Source organism: Pseudomonas sp. SJZ078 (assembly GCF_007828255.1).
In the GTDB taxonomy this organism is placed as follows: Bacteria; Pseudomonadota; Gammaproteobacteria; order Pseudomonadales; family Pseudomonadaceae; genus Aquipseudomonas.
On sequence record NZ_VIUG01000013.1, the window covers coordinates 71,586 to 88,838 of the forward strand.

Genomic DNA, 17,253 nt, shown 5'->3' on the forward strand with positions numbered 1-17,253 from the left:
AGCGGGCTTGCTCGCGAAGGGGTCGTTAAGGGCTACAAATCAGCGAGGATATCGGCCATGTCATCGGCATGCTCTTCTTCCTGGGCCAGGATGTCCTCGAAGATACGCCGGGTGGTCGGGTCTTTATCACCTATGTACTGGATGATTTCCCGGTAGCTGTCGATGGCGATCCGCTCGGCCACCAGGTCTTCGTAAACCATTTCCTTGAGGGTGTTTCCTGCCACGTACTGGGCGTGGGAGTTACGAGTCAACAGGTCGGGGTTGAATTCCGGCTCGCCGCCCAATTGCACGATGCGCTCGGCCAGTTTGTCGGCATGTTCGGCCTCCTGGTTGGCATGTTCGAGGAATTCGCTGGCCGCCACGCTGGCTTTGAGGCCGGTGGCCATGAAGTAGTGGCGCTTGTAGCGCAGCACGCACACCAGCTCCGTGGCCAGTGCTTCGTTGAGCAGGCGCACGACTTCCTGTCGATCGGCGTTGTAGCCCTCGGTCACCGCGCCGTTCTGTACGTTCTGCCGCGCCCGTTCGCGCAGGGTCGTCACATCGGATAAGTGCATGTCGCTCATCTCGTTCTCCTGGAGGCTGATCCGGTTGGGGGCGTCACGCTCTCTAGGCGCGATCGCTTACAAGGTTGGGAGTGATGAGCGAGGCAAAAGTTTTATGGAATGTGCCCGCTCCTACACGGGTGATCAGGCGTCATGAAGGTCGCCTAGACTGGTTCTCAACCCCATCATCGATCACAAGGACGTCCGTATGTCGCAACGCTGCGCCACTCGTTACCCGCTGGTGCTGGTCCCGGGCATGCTCGGGTTCATCCGCCTGGTGCTGTATCCATACTGGTATGGGATTGTTTCGGCGCTGCGCCGGGGGGGCGCGGTGGTGGTGGCGGTGAAGGTTTCGCCGCTGCATTCGTCCGAGGTGCGCGGCGAGCAACTGCTGGCGCGGATCGAGGAGGTCCTGCGCGAGACCGGCGCGCCGAAGGTCAACCTGATCGGTCATAGCCAGGGTGCCCTCAGCGCCCGCTATGCGGCTGCCATGCGCCCGGATCTGGTGGCTTCCGTCACGTCGGTGGCCGGCCCCAACCACGGTTCCGAACTGGCCGACTACCTGCTGGCCCACTACCCGCCGAACAGTGCCAAGGGGCGCATGCTCAGCGCCGTGCTGCGGTTGATCAACGTGGTGATGAGCCTGCTCGAAACCGGCTATCGCGGGCCGAAGCTGCCGGTGGACCTCCATGCTTCCCATGAATCCCTCACTACTGCCGGGGTGGCGCGCTTCAATGAGCGTTATCCACAGGGGCTGCCTGAAACCTGGGGCGGGCAGGGGGCTGAAGAGGTCGACGGCGTGCGTTATTACTCCTGGTCCGGGATCCTGCAACCCGGCAAGACCGACAAGGGGCGCAACCTCTTCGACGGCACGAATCGCAGCTGCCGCCTGTTCGCCCGGACGTTCCTGCGCGAGGCGGGACAGTGCGATGGCATGGTCGGACGCTTCAGTTCCCACTTGGGTACGGTCATCGGCGATGACTATCCGCTTGACCACTTCGACATCGTCAATCAGTCCCTGGGGCTGGTGGGCAAGGGGGCCGAGCCGATCCGGTTGTTTGTCGAGCATGCGCAGCGCTTGAAGGTGGCTGGGGTTTAGGTCATCCAGGAACACCGCGTAATCGTTCTTCGCGAACAAGCCGGTCCCACAGTCGACCGAGTTCTTCCTGGCACAATCAGGTCGACTGTGGGAGCGGGCTTGCTCGCGAAAGCAATCTGCACGGCGCTAAAAAAACCTGCCTTGGGAACAGTCTTTTTTTCAGCTGAGGAAGGTGTAACAGGGTTTGTCTACACTGCAACACATCGCCATACCTTCGGGCGGTAATCAGGAGAAACCCCATGAAAATGCTGCGTGTCCCGTTGTTGCTGATCGGTTTGCTGGCGTGCTCCCAAGGCTTCGCTGCGACGGCGCAACAGACCAAGATGACCACCTGCAACGCCGACGCCACCGCCAAGTCACTCAAGGGCGATGAGCGCAAGGCCTTCATGAGCACGTGCCTGCGGACCAAGCCGCCAGAAGTGCGGGGGGGAACGCCGCAGGAGCGTATGAAGACCTGCAATGCCGACGCGACCACCAAGGCGCTCAAGGGCGATGAGCGTAAAGCGTTCATGAGTGATTGCCTGAAGAACAAATAAGGGCTGTGCCTGTCGCGAGCTTGTGCAAAACCCCCTGAACCCCGACGAAAGTCGGCCGATACTATCCCTAGTGCTGCCAGCGGAAGGCTGGCAGACTGCCGATCCTTTCACGCCGTTTTTGCTCTGAGGCTGTATGCCAACGTTTTCTCAGCGTCATGTGTTGTTGGTGATCAGTTGGGTGATCATTTTTGGTGGGTTGTTGCTGGTATTGCCGCTGCGCCTGTTGCCAAGCCTGCTGGCCGGGCTGCTGGTGTTCGAGCTGGTCAACATGCTCACTCCGCAATTGCAGCGATTGATCGAGGGCCGACGTGCCCGTTGGCTCGCGGTGGCGTTGCTCGGCACCCTGGTGGTGAGTGTCCTGTCGCTGATCTTCGCCGGAGCAATCAGTTTCCTGCTGCATGAGGCGGAGAACCCCGGTGCATCCCTGGACAAGTTCATGGCCGTGGTCGACCGCGCCCGTGGGCAGTTGCCCCCTTTCATCGACGCTTACCTGCCGGCCAGCGCCGCGGAATTCCGGGTGGCCATCGGCGACTGGATGAGCAAGCACCTGAGCGACCTGCAACTGGTGGGCAAGGACGCGGCCCACATGTTCGTGACATTGCTGATCGGCATGGTGCTGGGGGCAATCATTGCCTTGCAGCGCGTTCCCGACCTGACCAAGCGCAAGCCCCTGGCCGCTGCACTGTTCGATCGCCTGAACCTGTTGGTCAAGGCGTTTCGCAACATCGTCTTTGCGCAGATCAAGATTTCCCTGCTCAACACCTTCTTCACCGGGATTTTCCTGGCGGTGGTGCTGCCGCTGTTCGGCATCAAGCTGCCGCTGACCAAGACCCTGATCGTGATGACCTTCCTGCTGGGGTTGCTGCCGGTCATCGGCAACCTGATGTCCAACACCCTGATTACCATCGTCGGCCTGTCGCTGTCGATCTGGGTGGCCGTGGCGGCGCTGGGGTACCTGATCGTGATCCATAAGCTCGAATACTTCCTCAACGCCCGCATCGTCGGTGGACAGATCAGCGCCAAGTCCTGGGAGCTGCTCATGGCGATGCTGGTATTCGAAGCCGCATTCGGGTTGCCGGGAGTGGTGGCGGGGCCGATTTACTATGCGTATCTCAAGAGTGAGCTGAAACAGATCGGGATGGTTTGAACGTCATGTCCGTTTATCCGCACTGTTATTTCTGACAGTAGATGGCGGACACCGGGATTGCTTAGCTCTTTGAGCGAAGAATCCGCTTCGCAGCGAGCCTCTGGGAGCTGCATCATGACTTTGAAAACTGTCGTCACGACCAATTTCGAAGAACTGGTCCTCAAATCAACGCTACCGGTGATCGTGCTGTTTGGCACGAAAGGCAAGAAAAGCTCCGACAGCATGACCGAAAGCCTGGAGGAGGCCGCCAGGTCAAACGCCGGCCGGATTACCTTTCTCGAGAAAGCTTTCGAAAAGGAGGGCAGCGTCGAAAAAAACCCGGACTACGATGTCCAGTCCGCACCCACGACGTTGTTCTTCAAGGACGGTGAATTGGAACGCACGGTTGTCGGCTTTTATAAATACGAAGGCGTCTTCAAGACCTGGGTCGAAGAACTTGCCTGAACATGAGGGCGGGGAGTCGCCTCGTGGCAGGTCACGAAGCGACTCCGGGCATCAGCCATAGCGCTTCATCGCCTCGATCGCCAACCCGCTGCCGATGCTCCCGAAGATGTTGCCTTCCACATGCCGCGCCTGGGGCAGCATGGCCGAGACGCTGTTGCGCAGGGCCGGGATGCCACTGGAACCGCCGGTGAAGAACACGGTGTCGACCTGATCGACGCCGACGTTGGCGTCACCGAGCAGTTGCGTGACGCTGGCGCGGACCCGCTCCAGCAGGCCGTCGATAGCTGATTCGAACAATGCCCGGCTCAGGTCCACGCTCAAGCCCGGCTCGATCCGGTCCAGGGCCACATGGCGCTGGTCGGCGTGGGTCAGCTGGATCTTGGTTTCTTCCACTTCCATCGCCAGCCAATGACCGGCACGTTGTTCGATCAACTTGAACAGCCGGTCGATGCCGCCGGTGTCTTCGATGTCGTAGCGCATGCTGCTCAGCGCCAGGGTGGATTTCTGCGCGTACACCGCGTTGATGGTGTGCCAGGTCGCCAGGTTCATGTGGTGGCTGGTGGGCATGTAGGCGCCGCTTTTCATACGGCTGCCATAGCCGAACAGCGGCATCAGCCCCTGCAGGCTCAGTTGCTTGTCGAAGTCCGTCCCGCCGATGTGCACGCCGCCCGTGGCGAGGATGTCGGCGTGGCGGTTGTCATGGGTGCGGCGCTCGGGGGAGAGGCGCACCAGGGAGAAGTCCGAAGTACCGCCGCCAATGTCGACGATCAGCACCAGCTCTTCTTTCTCGATGGTCGATTCATAATCGAAGGCCGCCGCGATGGGCTCGTACTGGAACGAAACTTCCTTGAAGCCGATGGCGCGGGCGACGTCCACCAGGGTGTTTTCCGCTTCCTGGTCGGCCATTTCATCGTCGTCGACGAAAAACACCGGGCGCCCCAATACCACTTCTTCGAATTCCCGACCGGCGGTGGCTTCGGCGCGTTTCTTCAACTGGCCGATGAACAACCCCAGCAGATCCTTGAAGGGCATGGCCGTGCCCAACACGCTGGTGTCGTGCTTGATCAGCTTGGAGCCCAGCAGGCTCTTGAGCGAGCGCATCAGCCGGCCTTCGTAGCCTTCCAGGTACTCGTGCAGGGCCAGTCGGCCGTAGACCGGACGGCGTTCCTCCAGATTGAAAAAAACCACCGAGGGCAGGGTGATCTTGTCGTCCTCCAGCGCGATCAGCGTTTCCATGCCGGGGCGCAGCCAGCCGACGGTGGAGTTGGACGTGCCGAAGTCGATGCCGCAGGCACGGGCCGGGGATGCGTTTTTCATGTCGTTCAGGTTCCGGTCGAAAAAACGGCCGCGCAGTGTATGCCAGTGCGGCGCGGATTCGAAGGCCGGTTATCCGCTAATTCGTACTCGTCGGCCTTGAAAGACACCATTGGACCCCCAAACTTGTCGGCATGAGACTGGCAGCCACAGGGCGGACACAAGAACCGCCATCGGTTGCCGATAAACTTCTGAAGCGCCGCCCGGTCCCAATCATGAGATGGATCAACCCGGTGCCCGGTCAACCGGGCATGCTGTGAACGGCGGTGCGACATCGATAACGGATGGTGATGCTTAGATGGACTTCAAAGACTATTACAAGATCCTGGGTGTGGAGCCGACGGCTGACGACAGCACGATCAAGGCCGCCTATCGCAAACTGGCGCGCAAATACCACCCGGATGTCAGCAAGGAAAAGGACGCCGAGACCAAATTCAAGGATGTCTCCGAAGCCTATGAAGCGCTGAAAAGCGCCGACAAACGCGCCGAATACGACGATCTGCGTCGATATGGCCAGCACGGCCAGCCGTTCCAGGGGCCACCGGGCTGGCAGAGCCGCGGCGGTTTCGGCGGTCAGGACACCGGGGACTTTTCGGACTTCTTCAGTTCGATCTTCGGCAATCGCGGGCCGGGTTTCGGCGGCGGACATTCAGGTCGCAGCGCCGGCCGGCGGGGGCAGGACGTGGAACTGGAATTACCGATCTTCCTGGAAGAAACCCTCTCGACCGAGTCGAAAAAAGTCAGCTACCAAGTGCCGCAATACAACGGCGCGGGCCAGCACGTCAGCAACACCAGCAAAAGCCTGAACGTGAAGATCCCCCTTGGCGTGACCGACGGCGAGCGGATCCGCCTCAAGGGCCAGGGCGCGCCGGGTATCGGTGGCGGGGCCAATGGTGACTTGTACCTGACCATTCGCTTTGCCCCCCACCCCAAGTTCGATGTCGAAGGCCAGGACCTGATCATCACCCTGCCGCTGGCACCCTGGGAGTTGGCACTGGGCACCGAGGTGGCCGTCCCGACCCTCACCGGCAAGATCAACCTCAAGGTCCCGGCCGGCAGCCAGAACGGCCAGCGCATGCGCGCCAAGGGCCATGGCCTGCGCAACAAGGCCGGTGAGCGCGGCTATCTGTTCGTTCAACTCAAGGCCGTGATGCCCAAGTCCAGCGACGAGGCGGTCAAGGCATTGTGGGCGGAGCTGGCGAAGAAAGCTGCCTTCGATCCACGGGAGAATTTCTGACGGCGGGGCCTTTGCCAGCCCTGCACTGTCAAGGCATTGGGAGAAGCAGATCATGAACAACCCGATCATTGAACTGAACCTGACGGAGTTCTGCGAGGCCGCCGCGCTGCAGGATGTCCATGTGATCGAAATCGTCGCCCATGGCATCCTCGAGCCCCACGGCGCCGCCCCGACGGACTGGCGTTTCACCGACTACGAACTGCTCCTGGCCCGTCGCGCCGACAAGCTGCGCCGCGAGCTGGAGCTGGAATGGGAAGGCGTCGCCCTGGCGCTGGACCTGCTGGAAGAAGTCCAGCAACTGCGGGCCGAGAATCGTCGGCTGCGCCAGCAATTGGGCCGTTGGGTGGACTGATCGTGGCGCTTCGTATCCGTAATGTCTTGTCGAAAAGGCAATAAATAGTTACCGCACGTCTCGACGGCACACTGGTTAGGCTCGGGTTTTTCATCGTCAAGGATGACCCGATATGCCAGGCTTCACCCCTCGTCTCGCCATTCCCCAAGGCGAGCATCTGGACCTGCTCAAAACCCGTATTCCCGGCTGGTACAGCGGGGCCATCGTGCAACGTCAGCAGGAGCTGAGCGACCACCCGCTGGAACTCCGGACTGGTATGCCAAAGCCTCCCCCGAGCTTTGGCGCAGCCTCAAGGACAGCCATTCGCGCTACCGCGAGCGTCTGAACCAGGTCGACAACCGGCTGGGCAATATCCAGGACATCCGCGCCTTTGCCGAACCCTTGCTCAAGCAGGCGATTCTGGATGAGTTCAAGCTCGCGTTGAACGTCAACGAGGTGTATTTCGTCCGCAAATACGGGCGCAAGACCCGCGATGACTTTTTTGGGGCGCTGGTCCTGGACAGCGAGGGCGGCTACTTTGATCGCTACGAGTACCGCGGCACGTCATTGCTGGAGGCGGCGCTGGCCAATTTCGCGCCAGAGGAAGCGCGCAAGTCCGCCTGTGCCGATTGCAGCCTCATTACTACGGTGCTGTCGTCCCAGGGCGGCGCAGTGATGCCTTCCATCGATGCCGTTCGCGCAGGGGCGTTGCCGATTGCCCCGCATGCCTTCGTCAAGTTGTGCCGTACCCTGGATCTGGGGCGCCAGTATCAGGAGCACATCAACACGGTCTTGCGTTCCGACGACAGCAAGGCGCCCAACCCGCTGGATCATTCACTGGAGGAGCATCACAGACAGGGCCTGGCGCTGAACATCCAGATCGCCCGAGCCAAGGCCGACATCAGCCCGGCGGTTTACTCGATGTTGCAGCAGGTGATCGAGGGGGCCAGAAATGTCACCCTCGATGGTCAGGCCGTGACCTTCAGCTCCTTGAAAGTGTTCGACATCGACCTGGTCGGCCCGCTGTTGATCGGCCCCGACCTTGAGAACAGTCGCCGGGTGGTACCGGTCGTGGCCTACCTTCCGGGTGATCCCGAGCATCCCCTGAAGGCCTATGCCTCCAGCGCCGACTTCATGGCTGAACTGCGGCGACGCCTGCACGGTAGCGCCTACCGCCGTTTCTTCAGCCGTTTCGTGCCGCTGCGTCAGCAAGGGGTGTTTTTCCGGCAGTTCAAACACCTCTATCAAATCTCCCCGACGGCCGATGACCAGGCCGATTACCCACTCAAATCGTCGCTGCGCAACCTGCCCATGGGTACGGTGCCGATTCCCGGCGATCTGTGGCGCTCGCTAAGCCTGCGGCAGATCGAGAAGATCCAGGCTGACGCGCGTGCGGTGGCGGTGCCTACCGGCGATGAAGACCGTAAAGCCCGCCTGGCACGCCTGGACAGTTACCTGGACGCGGTGGTCGATGTATTCAACCTGGCGGCGTTTGTCGTGCCGGGGCTGGGTCCGCTGATGTTGACGGTCGGCGCCGTGCAGATGTTCAACGAGGCCTTCGAGGGCATTGAAGCGTTCGAGCGCGGCGAGACCCGGGAAATGTGGGCGCATTTTTCCAGCGTGGCCCTCAACACGGCCTTCGTCGCCACCGGCGCGGCGGTGTTGCCGCACATTCGCTGGTCGGGCGCGGTGGATCAGTTGGAGCCGGTTCAATTGGCCAACGGCGAACCGCGTCTATGGCGTCCCGACCTGAGTGTCTACCAGAGCGAACTGACGCCTCCCGAGGCTTCGACCCCGGATACCCAAGGCCTGTATCGGGTCGGTACCCGGCAGGTCCTGCCGCTGGGTGATCAGCATTACGAAGTGCAGCAGGACCCTCAGACCCTTCGCTATCGCATTCGTCATCCTTCCCGTGCGCAGGCCTACCAGCCCGAGTTGACGCATAACGGCAATGGCGCCTGGCACCATGAACTGGAGCAGCCGCGTACCTGGGAAGGCCCGAGGCTGATGAGACGCCTGGGCCATAGCGTCAAGGACTTCAGCGATACCGAACTGGAGCAGATCCGCCTGGCCAGCGCGACCCCACAGGACGTGCTACGACGGGTGCATGTCGAGGGCGAGCCGGTGCCGGCGTTGCTGGCCGACACCCTGGAGCGCTTCGGCCTCTGCCGACAAATCGACACGTTCATCGGGCAACTGCAAAGCGAGGAGCCGCTGCGCCAGGAGCTGGCCGAGCCGACATTGCACCTGCTGACCCAATACGGCCCGTGGCCAAGAGGGCTGAAGCTGAAGGTCGTCGACGGCGCCGGCGGGACACGCTGGGAGTACATCCGGCCCTCGGAAGGCGAGACCCCCTTTCAGGAAGCCAGCCTTACCGAGGAGAAGATCCGCACGTCTTCGCTGTTGAAAAACCTGATCGAAGCGGTGGATGCCGCAGGTGCCGATCTGTTGGCCACGGCGAGCCCGTCGATTGCGAAAACCAATATGGATGCTCGCGTCCGGCACCTGCGTCGGGCACTCGCCGAAGCGGCGGTCAATGAAAAGGTGCAGTTGCTCAACGATTATTACGCCTCGGGCGAGACGAGAGGTGACCCCCATGTCACGCTGATCAAGTCCCGTTTCCCCTCGGTTCCGGTAAAAGCGATCGAGCAGATCATCACCCTGGCCTGTACCGAGGAGTTGCAGCAAATGGCCGCCTGGGATTTCGACGAGGCCAGCCAGACCAAGCCCATCCCGCTGCGCATCGCCGAAGAGCTGCGCCACTATCAGCGCAGGGTGCGTTTGAACCGAGCCTACGAGGGGCTGTATCAGGATGCGTTGGCCACGGCGGACACGCCGCGATTGGTGTTAGCGACCCTGAAAACCTTGCCTGGGTGGAGCGACACGGTGCGCATCGAGTTGCGCGAGGCCGGTGTGTCCGGCGCCTTGATCGATAGTATCGGGCCACAAAATGCGACGCAGACCAAGGTCGTGGTCAAGGACGATGACGTCTACCAGGCCTTTGACGACAGCGGCAACGAGTTGAGCCATTGGGGCAGTGTCTTCGATGCCTTACAGCACGCCCTGCCGGATGCCGAACGCCGGGCCATGGCTCGCCCCTCGGTCCATCACGGCGACCTGTTGAAAAAAGCCATCGGTGCTTCGCCAGTGGACCGGGATACGCTGGCGAGCCGCTTGAAGATGCCGGCGCTCAAGCCGGCCTTCCAATCGCCGATGCGCCTGGCTTCGGGCAAAGTCGGTTACCCCTTGGGTGGATTGCGGGATTGGTTGCGCCTGGGCCGGTCGCCGGAGAGTCGGGTGCTGGAGCTGTACCCGAGCTACACGGCGCAGCAGACCGAGGCGCTGCTGAGATCATTGGGCAATGGCGCGGTGAGGGAACTCAAGCGACGTAAAGTCGAGTTGAAAATGCTACGTCAGGATCTGGCCCGCTGGGTTGCTAGCTTTGGATGGCGTTACGAGGGTAATCAACGTGGGCAAGTACCGACGGGGGTCAGAGAGATAGCGGCCGAACACATCGAGCGATGCTGGCGGCGTCAGACCCGGGTCGTTGTAGGGGCCGATGGCCGCAGGCTTGGGTATGAGCTTGATTTGAGCGGATTGAACATCGGCGCATTGCCGCAACTGATGGCGGACTTCAGTCATGTGGGTGTGCTCAAGATGTCTGACATGGGCTTGACGCTGGACTATTGCGACAGCTTCCTCAGCGCATTCTCCTCCCTCAAACGCTTGGAAATGTCCAGGAACAGGCTGATGAATATTCCCGGATCCCTGGAGGGGATGGAAAATCTGGAGACGCTTAGGCTGGCGAATAACCAGATCGGCCTGACACGGCGTGGCGTTGAAGTCCTGCAAAGCCTTGGCCGGCTGAAAACCCTCGACCTGGATAACAACTTGCTGCTGCGCCTGCCGGACTTCAGCAGGCTGCCTGAGCTGGAACGATTGCACCTGAAGAACACCGGGATCACTGCCTGGCCCTCTGGCCTGCGCGATCAACCGCTGGAGCTGATCGACTTGCGCGACAACGGCTTGACCCAGGTACCGGACCACCTGCTCGACCCGCCCGCCGAGCGTGCCCATGCCACTGCACGTCTGAATCGCGTGACGTTGTTGCAGGGCAACCCGTTGAGCGAGGGGGTCCAGCAGCGCATGCGTGATTATTGGGCGATGGTCTTGCGAACGCGTCCTGAATGGGTCGTCCTGCGTTTGCCCGATGCGTTTGGGTTTTCAGCGCCGATTGAGTCGTCGAATATGCAGCAATGGCTGCGCGACATGCCTGAGAGCCAACTGGCGGACAAAAGAGCCTTGTGGCAAAGCCTGGCGGATGAGCAGCACTCGGGAGAGTTTTTTGAGTTGTTGCATCGGTTGGCTAATTCTTACCAGGGGCTGGAAGATTATCCGGACCTCCAGGCCCGCGTCTGGCAGATGCTCGAGGCGATGGGCAACGCCACCGACTTGCGTCATGAACTGTTCGACCTGGCCGGCCAACCGGCCTGTGAAGATCGCGCAGCCTTGTCGTTCAGCTATCTGGAAATCCGCTTGATGATCCACAACGCGAGGGCCTTGGCGGTTGGAAAGGATGAGGCAGCAGCACTGGTCCACCTGGCCAAGGGGCTGTTTCGCCTCGATGAGGTAGAGCGTATTGCCCTGCAGGATATCCAGCGGCGCCGTGACGCGATCAATGCCCGCACCGACCTGACCGAGGATGAAAAGCGCGAAAACCTGGTACTGATAGAAGAGGTCGAGGTCCGTCTGGCTTACCGGGTGGGGCTCAAGGATCGACTGGAACTACCGGGGCAACCCGAGGGTGGGGCTTTTCTCGCGCTGGCGGATGTCACGCCTGAAATGCTCGAGGCCGCCGCCAATCAGATCCTGGATCTGGACGATTCATCCCGGCAGTTCCAGTCGCTGGTGGGCCGGGATTTCTGGATCGATTATTTGAAGCAACAGCACGGGCCATCCTTCCAGGCGCTGAACGACACCCTTATCGCCCACCAGATCGAGCTGGATGAAGCGAAGGCGGCCGGGACCCTGAAGGAAGCCGACTACGTCAGCCAGTCAGAGGCGTTGGGCCTGCAACACCGGATCAAGGAAGCGGAGCTGGTCCAGTCGTTGACGCGAACCGAGCTGGAGCAGTTGCCGGGAAGTACCGACCTGTGAGCTGACCCGGCCGGGTCAGCTCAGGCAATGAAAACCCGTGGCGAGGGCGCAAGCTCCTTCGCCACGGGAACAGCACAAGAACTGCACCGGTTCAAAACAGGAAATAACGTTGTGCCATCGGCAGCACGTCGGCCGGTTCGCACCACAGCAACACGCCATCGGCCTTGACCTGGTAAGTCTGCGGATCGACGTCGATGCTCGGCAGGTAGTCGTTGTGGATCAGGTCGGTCTTGCGCACGTCGCGGCAGCCTTTGACCACGGCGACTCGTTTCTTAAGCCCCAGTTGTTCCGGCAACCCCGCCTCGGCGGCCGCCTGGCTGATGAAGGTCAGGCTGGTGGCATGCCGCGAGCCGCCGAAACTTGCGAACATCGGTCGGTAGTGCACCGGTTGCGGTGTCGGAATCGAGGCGTTGGCGTCGCCCATCAGGCTCGCGGCAATCGCTCCGCCCTTGAGGATCAGCGTCGGCTTGACGCCGAAGAACGCCGGGCGCCACAGCACCAGGTCGGCCCACTTGCCTACTTCGATGGAGCCCACTTCATGGCTGATGCCATGGGTGATCGCCGGGTTGATGGTGTATTTGGCGATGTAGCGCTTGATGCGGAAGTTGTCGTTGCCTTCGCCGTCGCCGGGCAGGGCGCCGCGTTGTTTCTTCATCTTGTCTGCGGTTTGCCAAGTGCGGAGGATGACCTCACCGACGCGGCCCATGGCCTGGCTGTCGGAACTGATCATCGAAAACGCGCCGAGGTCATGGAGGATGTCTTCGGCCGCGATGGTTTCGCGGCGGATACGGCTTTCGGCGAACGCCACGTCTTCGGCGATGCTCGGGTCCAGGTGGTGACAGACCATCAGCATGTCCAGGTGTTCGTCGATGGTGTTGCGGGTGAACGGTCGGGTCGGGTTGGTGGAGCTGGGTAACACGTTAGGGAAACCACAGGCCTTGATGATGTCCGGCGCATGACCGCCACCGGCGCCTTCGGTGTGATAGGTATGGATGGTGCGCCCCTTGAAGGCGCCCAGGGTGGTTTCCACGAAGCCGGATTCGTTGAGGGTGTCGGTGTGGATCGCCACCTGCACGTCGTACTGGTCGGCCACGTTCAGGCAGTTGTCGATGGCTGCCGGGGTGGTGCCCCAGTCTTCGTGCAGCTTCAGACCGATGGCGCCGGCCTTGACCTGTTCGATCAAGGGCTCCGGCAGGCTGGCGTTGCCCTTGCCGGTGAGGCCGATGTTCATCGGGAAGGCGTCGGCGGCCTGGAGCATGCGCGCCAGGTGCCACGGGCCGGAGGTGCAGGTGGTGGCGTTGGTCCCGGTAGCCGGCCCCGTGCCGCCACCGATCATGGTGGTGACGCCGCTCATCAAGGCCTCTTCGATCTGCTGTGGGCAGATGAAGTGGATGTGGGTGTCGACACCGCCAGCCGTTAGGATCATGCCTTCGCCGGCAATCACTTCGGTGCTGGCGCCGATGGCGATGGTCACATCGGGTTGGATGTCCGGGTTGCCGGCCTTGCCGATGGCGGCGATGCGCCCGTCCTTGAGGCCGACATCGGCCTTGACGATGCCCCAGTGGTCGATGATCAGCGCGTTGGTGATCAAGGTGTCGACGACCTCGGCGGCCAACAGTTGGCCCTGGCCCATGCCGTCGCGAATCACCTTGCCGCCGCCGAATTTCACTTCTTCACCGTAGGTGGTGAAGTCCTTTTCCACTTCGAGCCACAGCTCGGTATCGGCCAGGCGGACCTTGTCGCCGACGGTGGGGCCGAACATGTCGGCGTAGGCTTGTCTTGAAATCTTCATGTGCTCGCCTTGGAATTCAATTGAGTTTGAGGCTGTTCGCTGTCGCTCACAGTTCGCGAGCAAGCCCGCTCCCACACTGGAATGTGGGCACCTGTGGGAGCGGGCTTGCTCGCGAAAGGGTCAGTGCAGACACCCTATGACTTAAAGATCGCCCATCACCCGCCCGGCAAACCCGAACACCCGCCGCAACCCAGCCAGTTCGACAAGCTCGACTTCCCGGCTCTGCCCCGGTTCGAAGCGCACGGCGGTGCCGGCCGGGATGTTCAGGCGCATGCCGCGGCTGGCGACGCGGTCGAAGGTCAGGGCGTCGTTGGTTTCGAAGAAGTGATAGTGCGAGCCGACCTGGATCGGCCGGTCGCCGCTGTTGGCGACGTTCAGCGTGAGCGTGCGGCGACCGACGTTGAGTTCGATGTCGCCGGGCTGGACCTGGTATTGCCCTGGAGTCATTGTGGTTGTCCCAAAAGCTTGTAGTAGATGGCGGTCGGGGTGTAGGTCCCGTCCGGGCTCTGGCAGTAGTCGGGCAGTTCACCGACGCGGGTGTAGCCCATGGCGCGGTAGAAGGCCTCGGCCTCGGAACCGGCCTCGGTGTCGAGGTACAACAGGCCACGCTTGTGGTGGCGGGCGCCGAGCTCCAGGGCGCTCATCAATTGCTGGCCCAGGCCCCGTCGGCGGGCGTCGCCCCGCACCAACAGCTTCTGCACTTCGGCGCGGTTGAGGCCGTTGGGTTTCTGGCACAGGGCAAGCTGGACGCTGGCCAGTACCTGTTCATCCTTGACCACCACCCACAGCAGCAGGTGGCCCTGGTTGAGGCTGGCCTGGACTTCGTCGAAATAGGCGCGGGCCTGGACCGCATCCAGATCGGCCATGAAACCGACGCTGGCGCCGTACCCCACGGCGTCGAGCAACAGATCGATCAGGCCCTGGCGGTAATGCGCAAAGCTTTCGGCGTGGACTCGACGCAACTGGGCAGCGTTCATTGGCTTTTCACTCCTGGTTGATGGCAGGCGGCAAGGCCCCGGGGTTGAGGTTCAACTGCATGAAGGTCAGGTCCAGCCAGCGGCCGAACTTGGTCCCCACCTCGGGCATCTGCCCGGTGATCACGAAACCGGCCCGCTCGTGCAGGCGAATCGAGGCCGCGTTGCCACTTTCGATGGCCGCGACCATGACGTGTTTATCGCAGGCCCTGGCACGTTCGATCAGCGCGGCCATCAGCAGCGGACCAAGGCCATTGCCGCGTTGATCGCTGCGCACGTACACCGAATGCTCCACGGTGTGGCGGAAGCCGTCGAACGGCCGCCAGTCGCCGAACGAAGCGTAGCCCAGCACGTTGTCTTCGGCGTCGACGGCCACCAGCACCGGGTAGCCCTGGGTCTGCCGGGCGCTGAACCAGGTTTGGCGATTGCCCAGGTCCACGGCTTGTTCGTTCCAGATCGCCGTGGTGTTGAGGACGGCGTCGTTGTAGATCTCGCGGATCGCCGGCAAGTCTGTGGCGTGGGCATCACGAACGTGGGCAGTCATGGCGTGGCCTCAGGCGATGGGTTGATGGACGGTGACCAGTTTGGTGCCGTCGGGAAATGTCGCTTCGACCTGAATCTCCGGGATCATTTCCGGGATGCCTTCCATCACCTGTTCGCGACTCAGTAGGGTGGTGCCGTAATGCATCAACTCGGCCACGGTCTGACCGTCCCGGGCGCCTTCGAGCAGGGCCGCGGAAATGTAGGCCATGGCCTCCGGGTAATTGAGTTTCAAGCCACGGGCCAACCGTCGTTCGGCGACGAGGCCGGCGGTGAAGATCAGCAGTTTGTCTTTTTCGCGTGGGGTCAGGTCCATGTGTCATCCATAAAGGGCAGATAAATAAATTGGGCTAAAAACATGTACCTCTGTGGGAGCGGGCTTGCTCGCGAAGACGGTGTGTCAGCCAACTCAACTGTTTGATGTGAGCCCGTATTCGCGAGCAAGCCCGCTCCCACAGAAAAGCAATTCAGGTACTCCAGATCCGAGGTGGCACCGCTTCTCGCCCCAGCACCGCCGGGCGCAGCAGTCGCCACAATTCAATCAACCATCCCCGCGCCAGCAACGCCTCGCTCGCCAGACACCGCGCCACCACCAGACCAGGCAACTGCGTCAGGTCCCCACGCACGGCATGGCCCAGGGAACGACACCGTTCCAGCAGCGCGCTGTCGATCTCGCCGGTCACCAGCAGCGTTGCGAATACCGGGTCGCCGCCCAGGCCGATTGGCGAGTCGAGCAGTCCGTCGTCGCCGACAATGCGCTGGCGCTCATGCCACAGCAGTTGGCCGTCGCGGCGAATATCCAGCCGCGATTGAAAGTGTCCCAGGTCAAAGCGCTCGCCGCTGGCGGGCCGGCCCAGGGCAACCACGTCCCAGTAGAAGAGCCGGCCATCGCCGTGCAGGTCGATGCTGGTGCTGAGTTCGGCCTGGGCCGCGCTGAAGACGATGGTTTCCTGTGGCAGCCATTCCAGGGTCGCGCCGGGTGCCACGCTCAGGGTCAGCTGTTGGTACGCCGGGCCGGCAGCGCGGTACCACTTGGCCGCGCCGGGGCTGGTCAGTTGTGCCCAGGCGCCGGAACCGACGTGAGCCGAGATCGCCAACCGGTCACCGCCAGCAATGCCACCGGGCGGGTGGACGATGATGTGTTGGCACACCTCGGGCCCTTCGGCGTACAAATGCTTTTGCACCCGCAGCGGGCCTTTATGGCGGCGCTGTACCGGGCGCGTGCTGTCGCTGAAGCGGGCATAAGCCAATTCCAGCTCGGCGTGCCAGCAGGGCGTGAACAGGGCAGGTACAGAGAGAGGTAGATTCATGATTTCTGATTATTGTCCGGACGCTACAGACTAGATCGTAACCAGCCCGCGCACACCCTCGGCTTCCATGTTTTCTCCGCGCCCCTGCTGCACGATCTCGCCCCGGGACATCACCAGGTACTGATCGGCCAACTCGGCGGCGAAGTCGTAGAACTGCTCCACCAGCAAAATTGCCATGTCGCCCCGGGCCGCCAGCTTCTTGATCACCACGCAGATTTCCTTGATCACCGAGGGCTGGATGCCTTCGGTGGGCTCGTCGAGAATCAGCAGTCGTGGACGACTGGCCAGGGCCCGGCCAATGGCGAGCTGCTGTTGCTGGCCGCCGGACAGGTCCCCGCCACGACGTTGTTTCATCTGCAGCAATACCGGGAACAATTCGTAGATGAATGCCGGCACTTCCTTGGCTTCGGCGCCGGGAAAGCGCGACAGGCCCATCAGCAGGTTTTCTTCCACCGTCAGCCGTCCGAAAATTTCCCGGCCCTGGGGCACGTAGGCGATGCCGGCCTGCACCCGTTGGTGCGGTTTGAACGCGGTGATGGCCTTGCCTTCCCAACTCACCGCGCCTTCCTTGGCCGGCAACAGGCCCATCAGGCATTTGAGCAGGGTGGTCTTGCCCACGCCGTTGCGGCCCAGCAGGCACGTCACTTCGCCGACCTTGGCGTCGAAAGACAGGCCCCGCAGGATGTGGCTGCCGCCGTAGTATTGATGAAGGTGTTGGACCTGTAACATTTGAACTCCGTTCGTAGGGCTTCAAGCGGCAAGCTTCAAGCGACAAGTAAGAGCGGGACTGTGTAGGGCTTGCTTCACTTGCCGCTTGAAGCTTGAAGCTT

16 protein-coding genes are annotated in these 17,253 nt (G+C 61.9%); 7 read left to right on the forward strand and 9 right to left on the reverse strand.

Annotated features, from left to right (window positions below; translation table 11 throughout):
• Window positions 1-32: 32 nt before the first annotated feature.
• Window positions 33-563: a bacterioferritin gene (locus FBY02_RS13985; RefSeq protein ID WP_144928473.1), complete on the reverse strand. Its 531-nt coding sequence runs from the start codon at window positions 561-563 to the stop codon at window positions 33-35.
• 187 nt (window positions 564-750) lie between these two features.
• On the opposite strand from FBY02_RS13985, the gene FBY02_RS13990 reads away from it, so the two are divergent.
• From FBY02_RS13990 to FBY02_RS14005, 4 genes are all read left to right on the forward strand, one after another.
• On the forward strand, window positions 751-1,641 hold the full coding sequence (locus tag FBY02_RS13990; protein WP_144928475.1) for a triacylglycerol lipase: 891 nt from the start codon (window positions 751-753) through the stop codon (window positions 1,639-1,641).
• A gap of 239 nt (window positions 1,642-1,880) precedes the next feature.
• Window positions 1,881-2,177 (forward strand): PsiF family protein, encoded by a 297-nt coding sequence (locus FBY02_RS13995; protein WP_144928477.1) that lies wholly within the window; start codon window positions 1,881-1,883, stop codon window positions 2,175-2,177.
• A gap of 133 nt (window positions 2,178-2,310) precedes the next feature.
• The gene (locus FBY02_RS14000; RefSeq protein ID WP_144928479.1) at window positions 2,311-3,324 is read left to right on the forward strand and encodes an AI-2E family transporter; all 1,014 of its coding nucleotides are present in this window, start codon (window positions 2,311-2,313) and stop codon (window positions 3,322-3,324) included.
• Between the two features lie 114 nt (window positions 3,325-3,438).
• The gene (locus FBY02_RS14005) at window positions 3,439-3,768 is read left to right on the forward strand and encodes a co-chaperone YbbN (protein ID WP_144928481.1); all 330 of its coding nucleotides are present in this window, start codon (window positions 3,439-3,441) and stop codon (window positions 3,766-3,768) included.
• Window positions 3,769-3,819: 51 nt separating this feature from the next.
• On the opposite strand, the gene FBY02_RS14010 is transcribed toward FBY02_RS14005, so the two are convergent.
• Window positions 3,820-5,085: an Hsp70 family protein gene (locus FBY02_RS14010; RefSeq protein WP_144928483.1), complete on the reverse strand. Its 1,266-nt coding sequence runs from the start codon at window positions 5,083-5,085 to the stop codon at window positions 3,820-3,822.
• A 295-nt stretch (window positions 5,086-5,380) separates the two neighbouring features.
• Here FBY02_RS14010 and FBY02_RS14015 point away from each other — a divergent pair, with 295 nt between their 5' ends.
• The 3 genes from FBY02_RS14015 (at window position 5,381) to FBY02_RS14025 (ending at window position 11,807) form a co-directional block, all read left to right on the forward strand.
• A complete protein-coding gene (locus FBY02_RS14015; RefSeq protein ID WP_144928485.1) occupies window positions 5,381-6,319 on the forward strand; it encodes a DnaJ C-terminal domain-containing protein in 939 nt (312 codons plus the stop codon).
• Window positions 6,320-6,371: 52 nt separating this feature from the next.
• Complete coding sequence (locus FBY02_RS14020) at window positions 6,372-6,671, forward strand: chaperone modulator CbpM (RefSeq protein ID WP_144928487.1); 300 nt, start codon at window positions 6,372-6,374, stop codon at window positions 6,669-6,671.
• A 102-nt stretch (window positions 6,672-6,773) separates the two neighbouring features.
• Window positions 6,774-11,807: an NEL-type E3 ubiquitin ligase domain-containing protein gene (locus FBY02_RS14025; RefSeq protein WP_256662539.1), complete on the forward strand. Its 5,034-nt coding sequence runs from the start codon at window positions 6,774-6,776 to the stop codon at window positions 11,805-11,807.
• 91 nt (window positions 11,808-11,898) lie between these two features.
• Here FBY02_RS14025 and ureC read toward each other — a convergent pair whose 3' ends face one another.
• From ureC to urtE, 7 genes are all read right to left on the reverse strand, one after another.
• A complete protein-coding gene (gene ureC, locus FBY02_RS14030) occupies window positions 11,899-13,599 on the reverse strand; it encodes an urease subunit alpha (protein ID WP_144928489.1) in 1,701 nt (566 codons plus the stop codon).
• Between the two features lie 141 nt (window positions 13,600-13,740).
• Window positions 13,741-14,046: an urease subunit beta gene (locus tag FBY02_RS14035; RefSeq protein WP_144928490.1), complete on the reverse strand. Its 306-nt coding sequence runs from the start codon at window positions 14,044-14,046 to the stop codon at window positions 13,741-13,743.
• Window positions 14,043-14,576 carry an N-acetyltransferase gene (locus FBY02_RS14040; RefSeq protein WP_144928492.1) on the reverse strand — a complete coding sequence of 178 codons (534 nt, stop codon included), beginning with the start codon at window positions 14,574-14,576 and terminating at the stop codon, window positions 14,043-14,045. Before FBY02_RS14040 ends, FBY02_RS14035 begins: the two co-directional genes overlap by 4 nt.
• A gap of 7 nt (window positions 14,577-14,583) precedes the next feature.
• Window positions 14,584-15,117: a GNAT family N-acetyltransferase gene (locus FBY02_RS14045; protein ID WP_144928494.1), complete on the reverse strand. Its 534-nt coding sequence runs from the start codon at window positions 15,115-15,117 to the stop codon at window positions 14,584-14,586.
• 9 nt (window positions 15,118-15,126) lie between these two features.
• Window positions 15,127-15,429 (reverse strand): urease subunit gamma, encoded by a 303-nt coding sequence (gene ureA / locus FBY02_RS14050; RefSeq protein WP_003197350.1) that lies wholly within the window; start codon window positions 15,427-15,429, stop codon window positions 15,127-15,129.
• 151 nt (window positions 15,430-15,580) lie between these two features.
• Complete coding sequence (locus tag FBY02_RS14055) at window positions 15,581-16,423, reverse strand: urease accessory protein UreD (RefSeq protein WP_144928496.1); 843 nt, start codon at window positions 16,421-16,423, stop codon at window positions 15,581-15,583.
• A gap of 30 nt (window positions 16,424-16,453) precedes the next feature.
• Window positions 16,454-17,152 (reverse strand): urea ABC transporter ATP-binding subunit UrtE, encoded by a 699-nt coding sequence (urtE, locus tag FBY02_RS14060; RefSeq protein ID WP_144928498.1) that lies wholly within the window; start codon window positions 17,150-17,152, stop codon window positions 16,454-16,456.
• Window positions 17,153-17,253 lie beyond the last annotated feature (101 nt).

Coding starts and splice junctions, on each gene's coding strand:
- FBY02_RS13985 (WP_144928473.1), bottom strand. CDS start 563: ATGAGCGACATGCACTTATCCGATGTGACGACCCTGCGCGAACGGGCG.
- FBY02_RS13990 (WP_144928475.1), top strand. CDS start 751: ATGTCGCAACGCTGCGCCACTCGTTACCCGCTGGTGCTGGTCCCGGGC.
- FBY02_RS13995 (WP_144928477.1), top strand. CDS start 1,881: ATGAAAATGCTGCGTGTCCCGTTGTTGCTGATCGGTTTGCTGGCGTGC.
- FBY02_RS14000 (WP_144928479.1), top strand. CDS start 2,311: ATGCCAACGTTTTCTCAGCGTCATGTGTTGTTGGTGATCAGTTGGGTG.
- FBY02_RS14005 (WP_144928481.1), top strand. CDS start 3,439: ATGACTTTGAAAACTGTCGTCACGACCAATTTCGAAGAACTGGTCCTC.
- FBY02_RS14010 (WP_144928483.1), bottom strand. CDS start 5,085: ATGAAAAACGCATCCCCGGCCCGTGCCTGCGGCATCGACTTCGGCACG.
- FBY02_RS14015 (WP_144928485.1), top strand. CDS start 5,381: ATGGACTTCAAAGACTATTACAAGATCCTGGGTGTGGAGCCGACGGCT.
- FBY02_RS14020 (WP_144928487.1), top strand. CDS start 6,372: ATGAACAACCCGATCATTGAACTGAACCTGACGGAGTTCTGCGAGGCC.
- FBY02_RS14025 (WP_256662539.1), top strand. CDS start 6,774: ATGACCCGATATGCCAGGCTTCACCCCTCGTCTCGCCATTCCCCAAGG.
- ureC (WP_144928489.1), bottom strand. CDS start 13,599: ATGAAGATTTCAAGACAAGCCTACGCCGACATGTTCGGCCCCACCGTC.
- FBY02_RS14035 (WP_144928490.1), bottom strand. CDS start 14,046: ATGACTCCAGGGCAATACCAGGTCCAGCCCGGCGACATCGAACTCAAC.
- FBY02_RS14040 (WP_144928492.1), bottom strand. CDS start 14,576: ATGAACGCTGCCCAGTTGCGTCGAGTCCACGCCGAAAGCTTTGCGCAT.
- FBY02_RS14045 (WP_144928494.1), bottom strand. CDS start 15,117: ATGACTGCCCACGTTCGTGATGCCCACGCCACAGACTTGCCGGCGATC.
- ureA (WP_003197350.1), bottom strand. CDS start 15,429: ATGGACCTGACCCCACGCGAAAAAGACAAACTGCTGATCTTCACCGCC.
- FBY02_RS14055 (WP_144928496.1), bottom strand. CDS start 16,423: ATGAATCTACCTCTCTCTGTACCTGCCCTGTTCACGCCCTGCTGGCAC.
- urtE (WP_144928498.1), bottom strand. CDS start 17,152: ATGTTACAGGTCCAACACCTTCATCAATACTACGGCGGCAGCCACATC.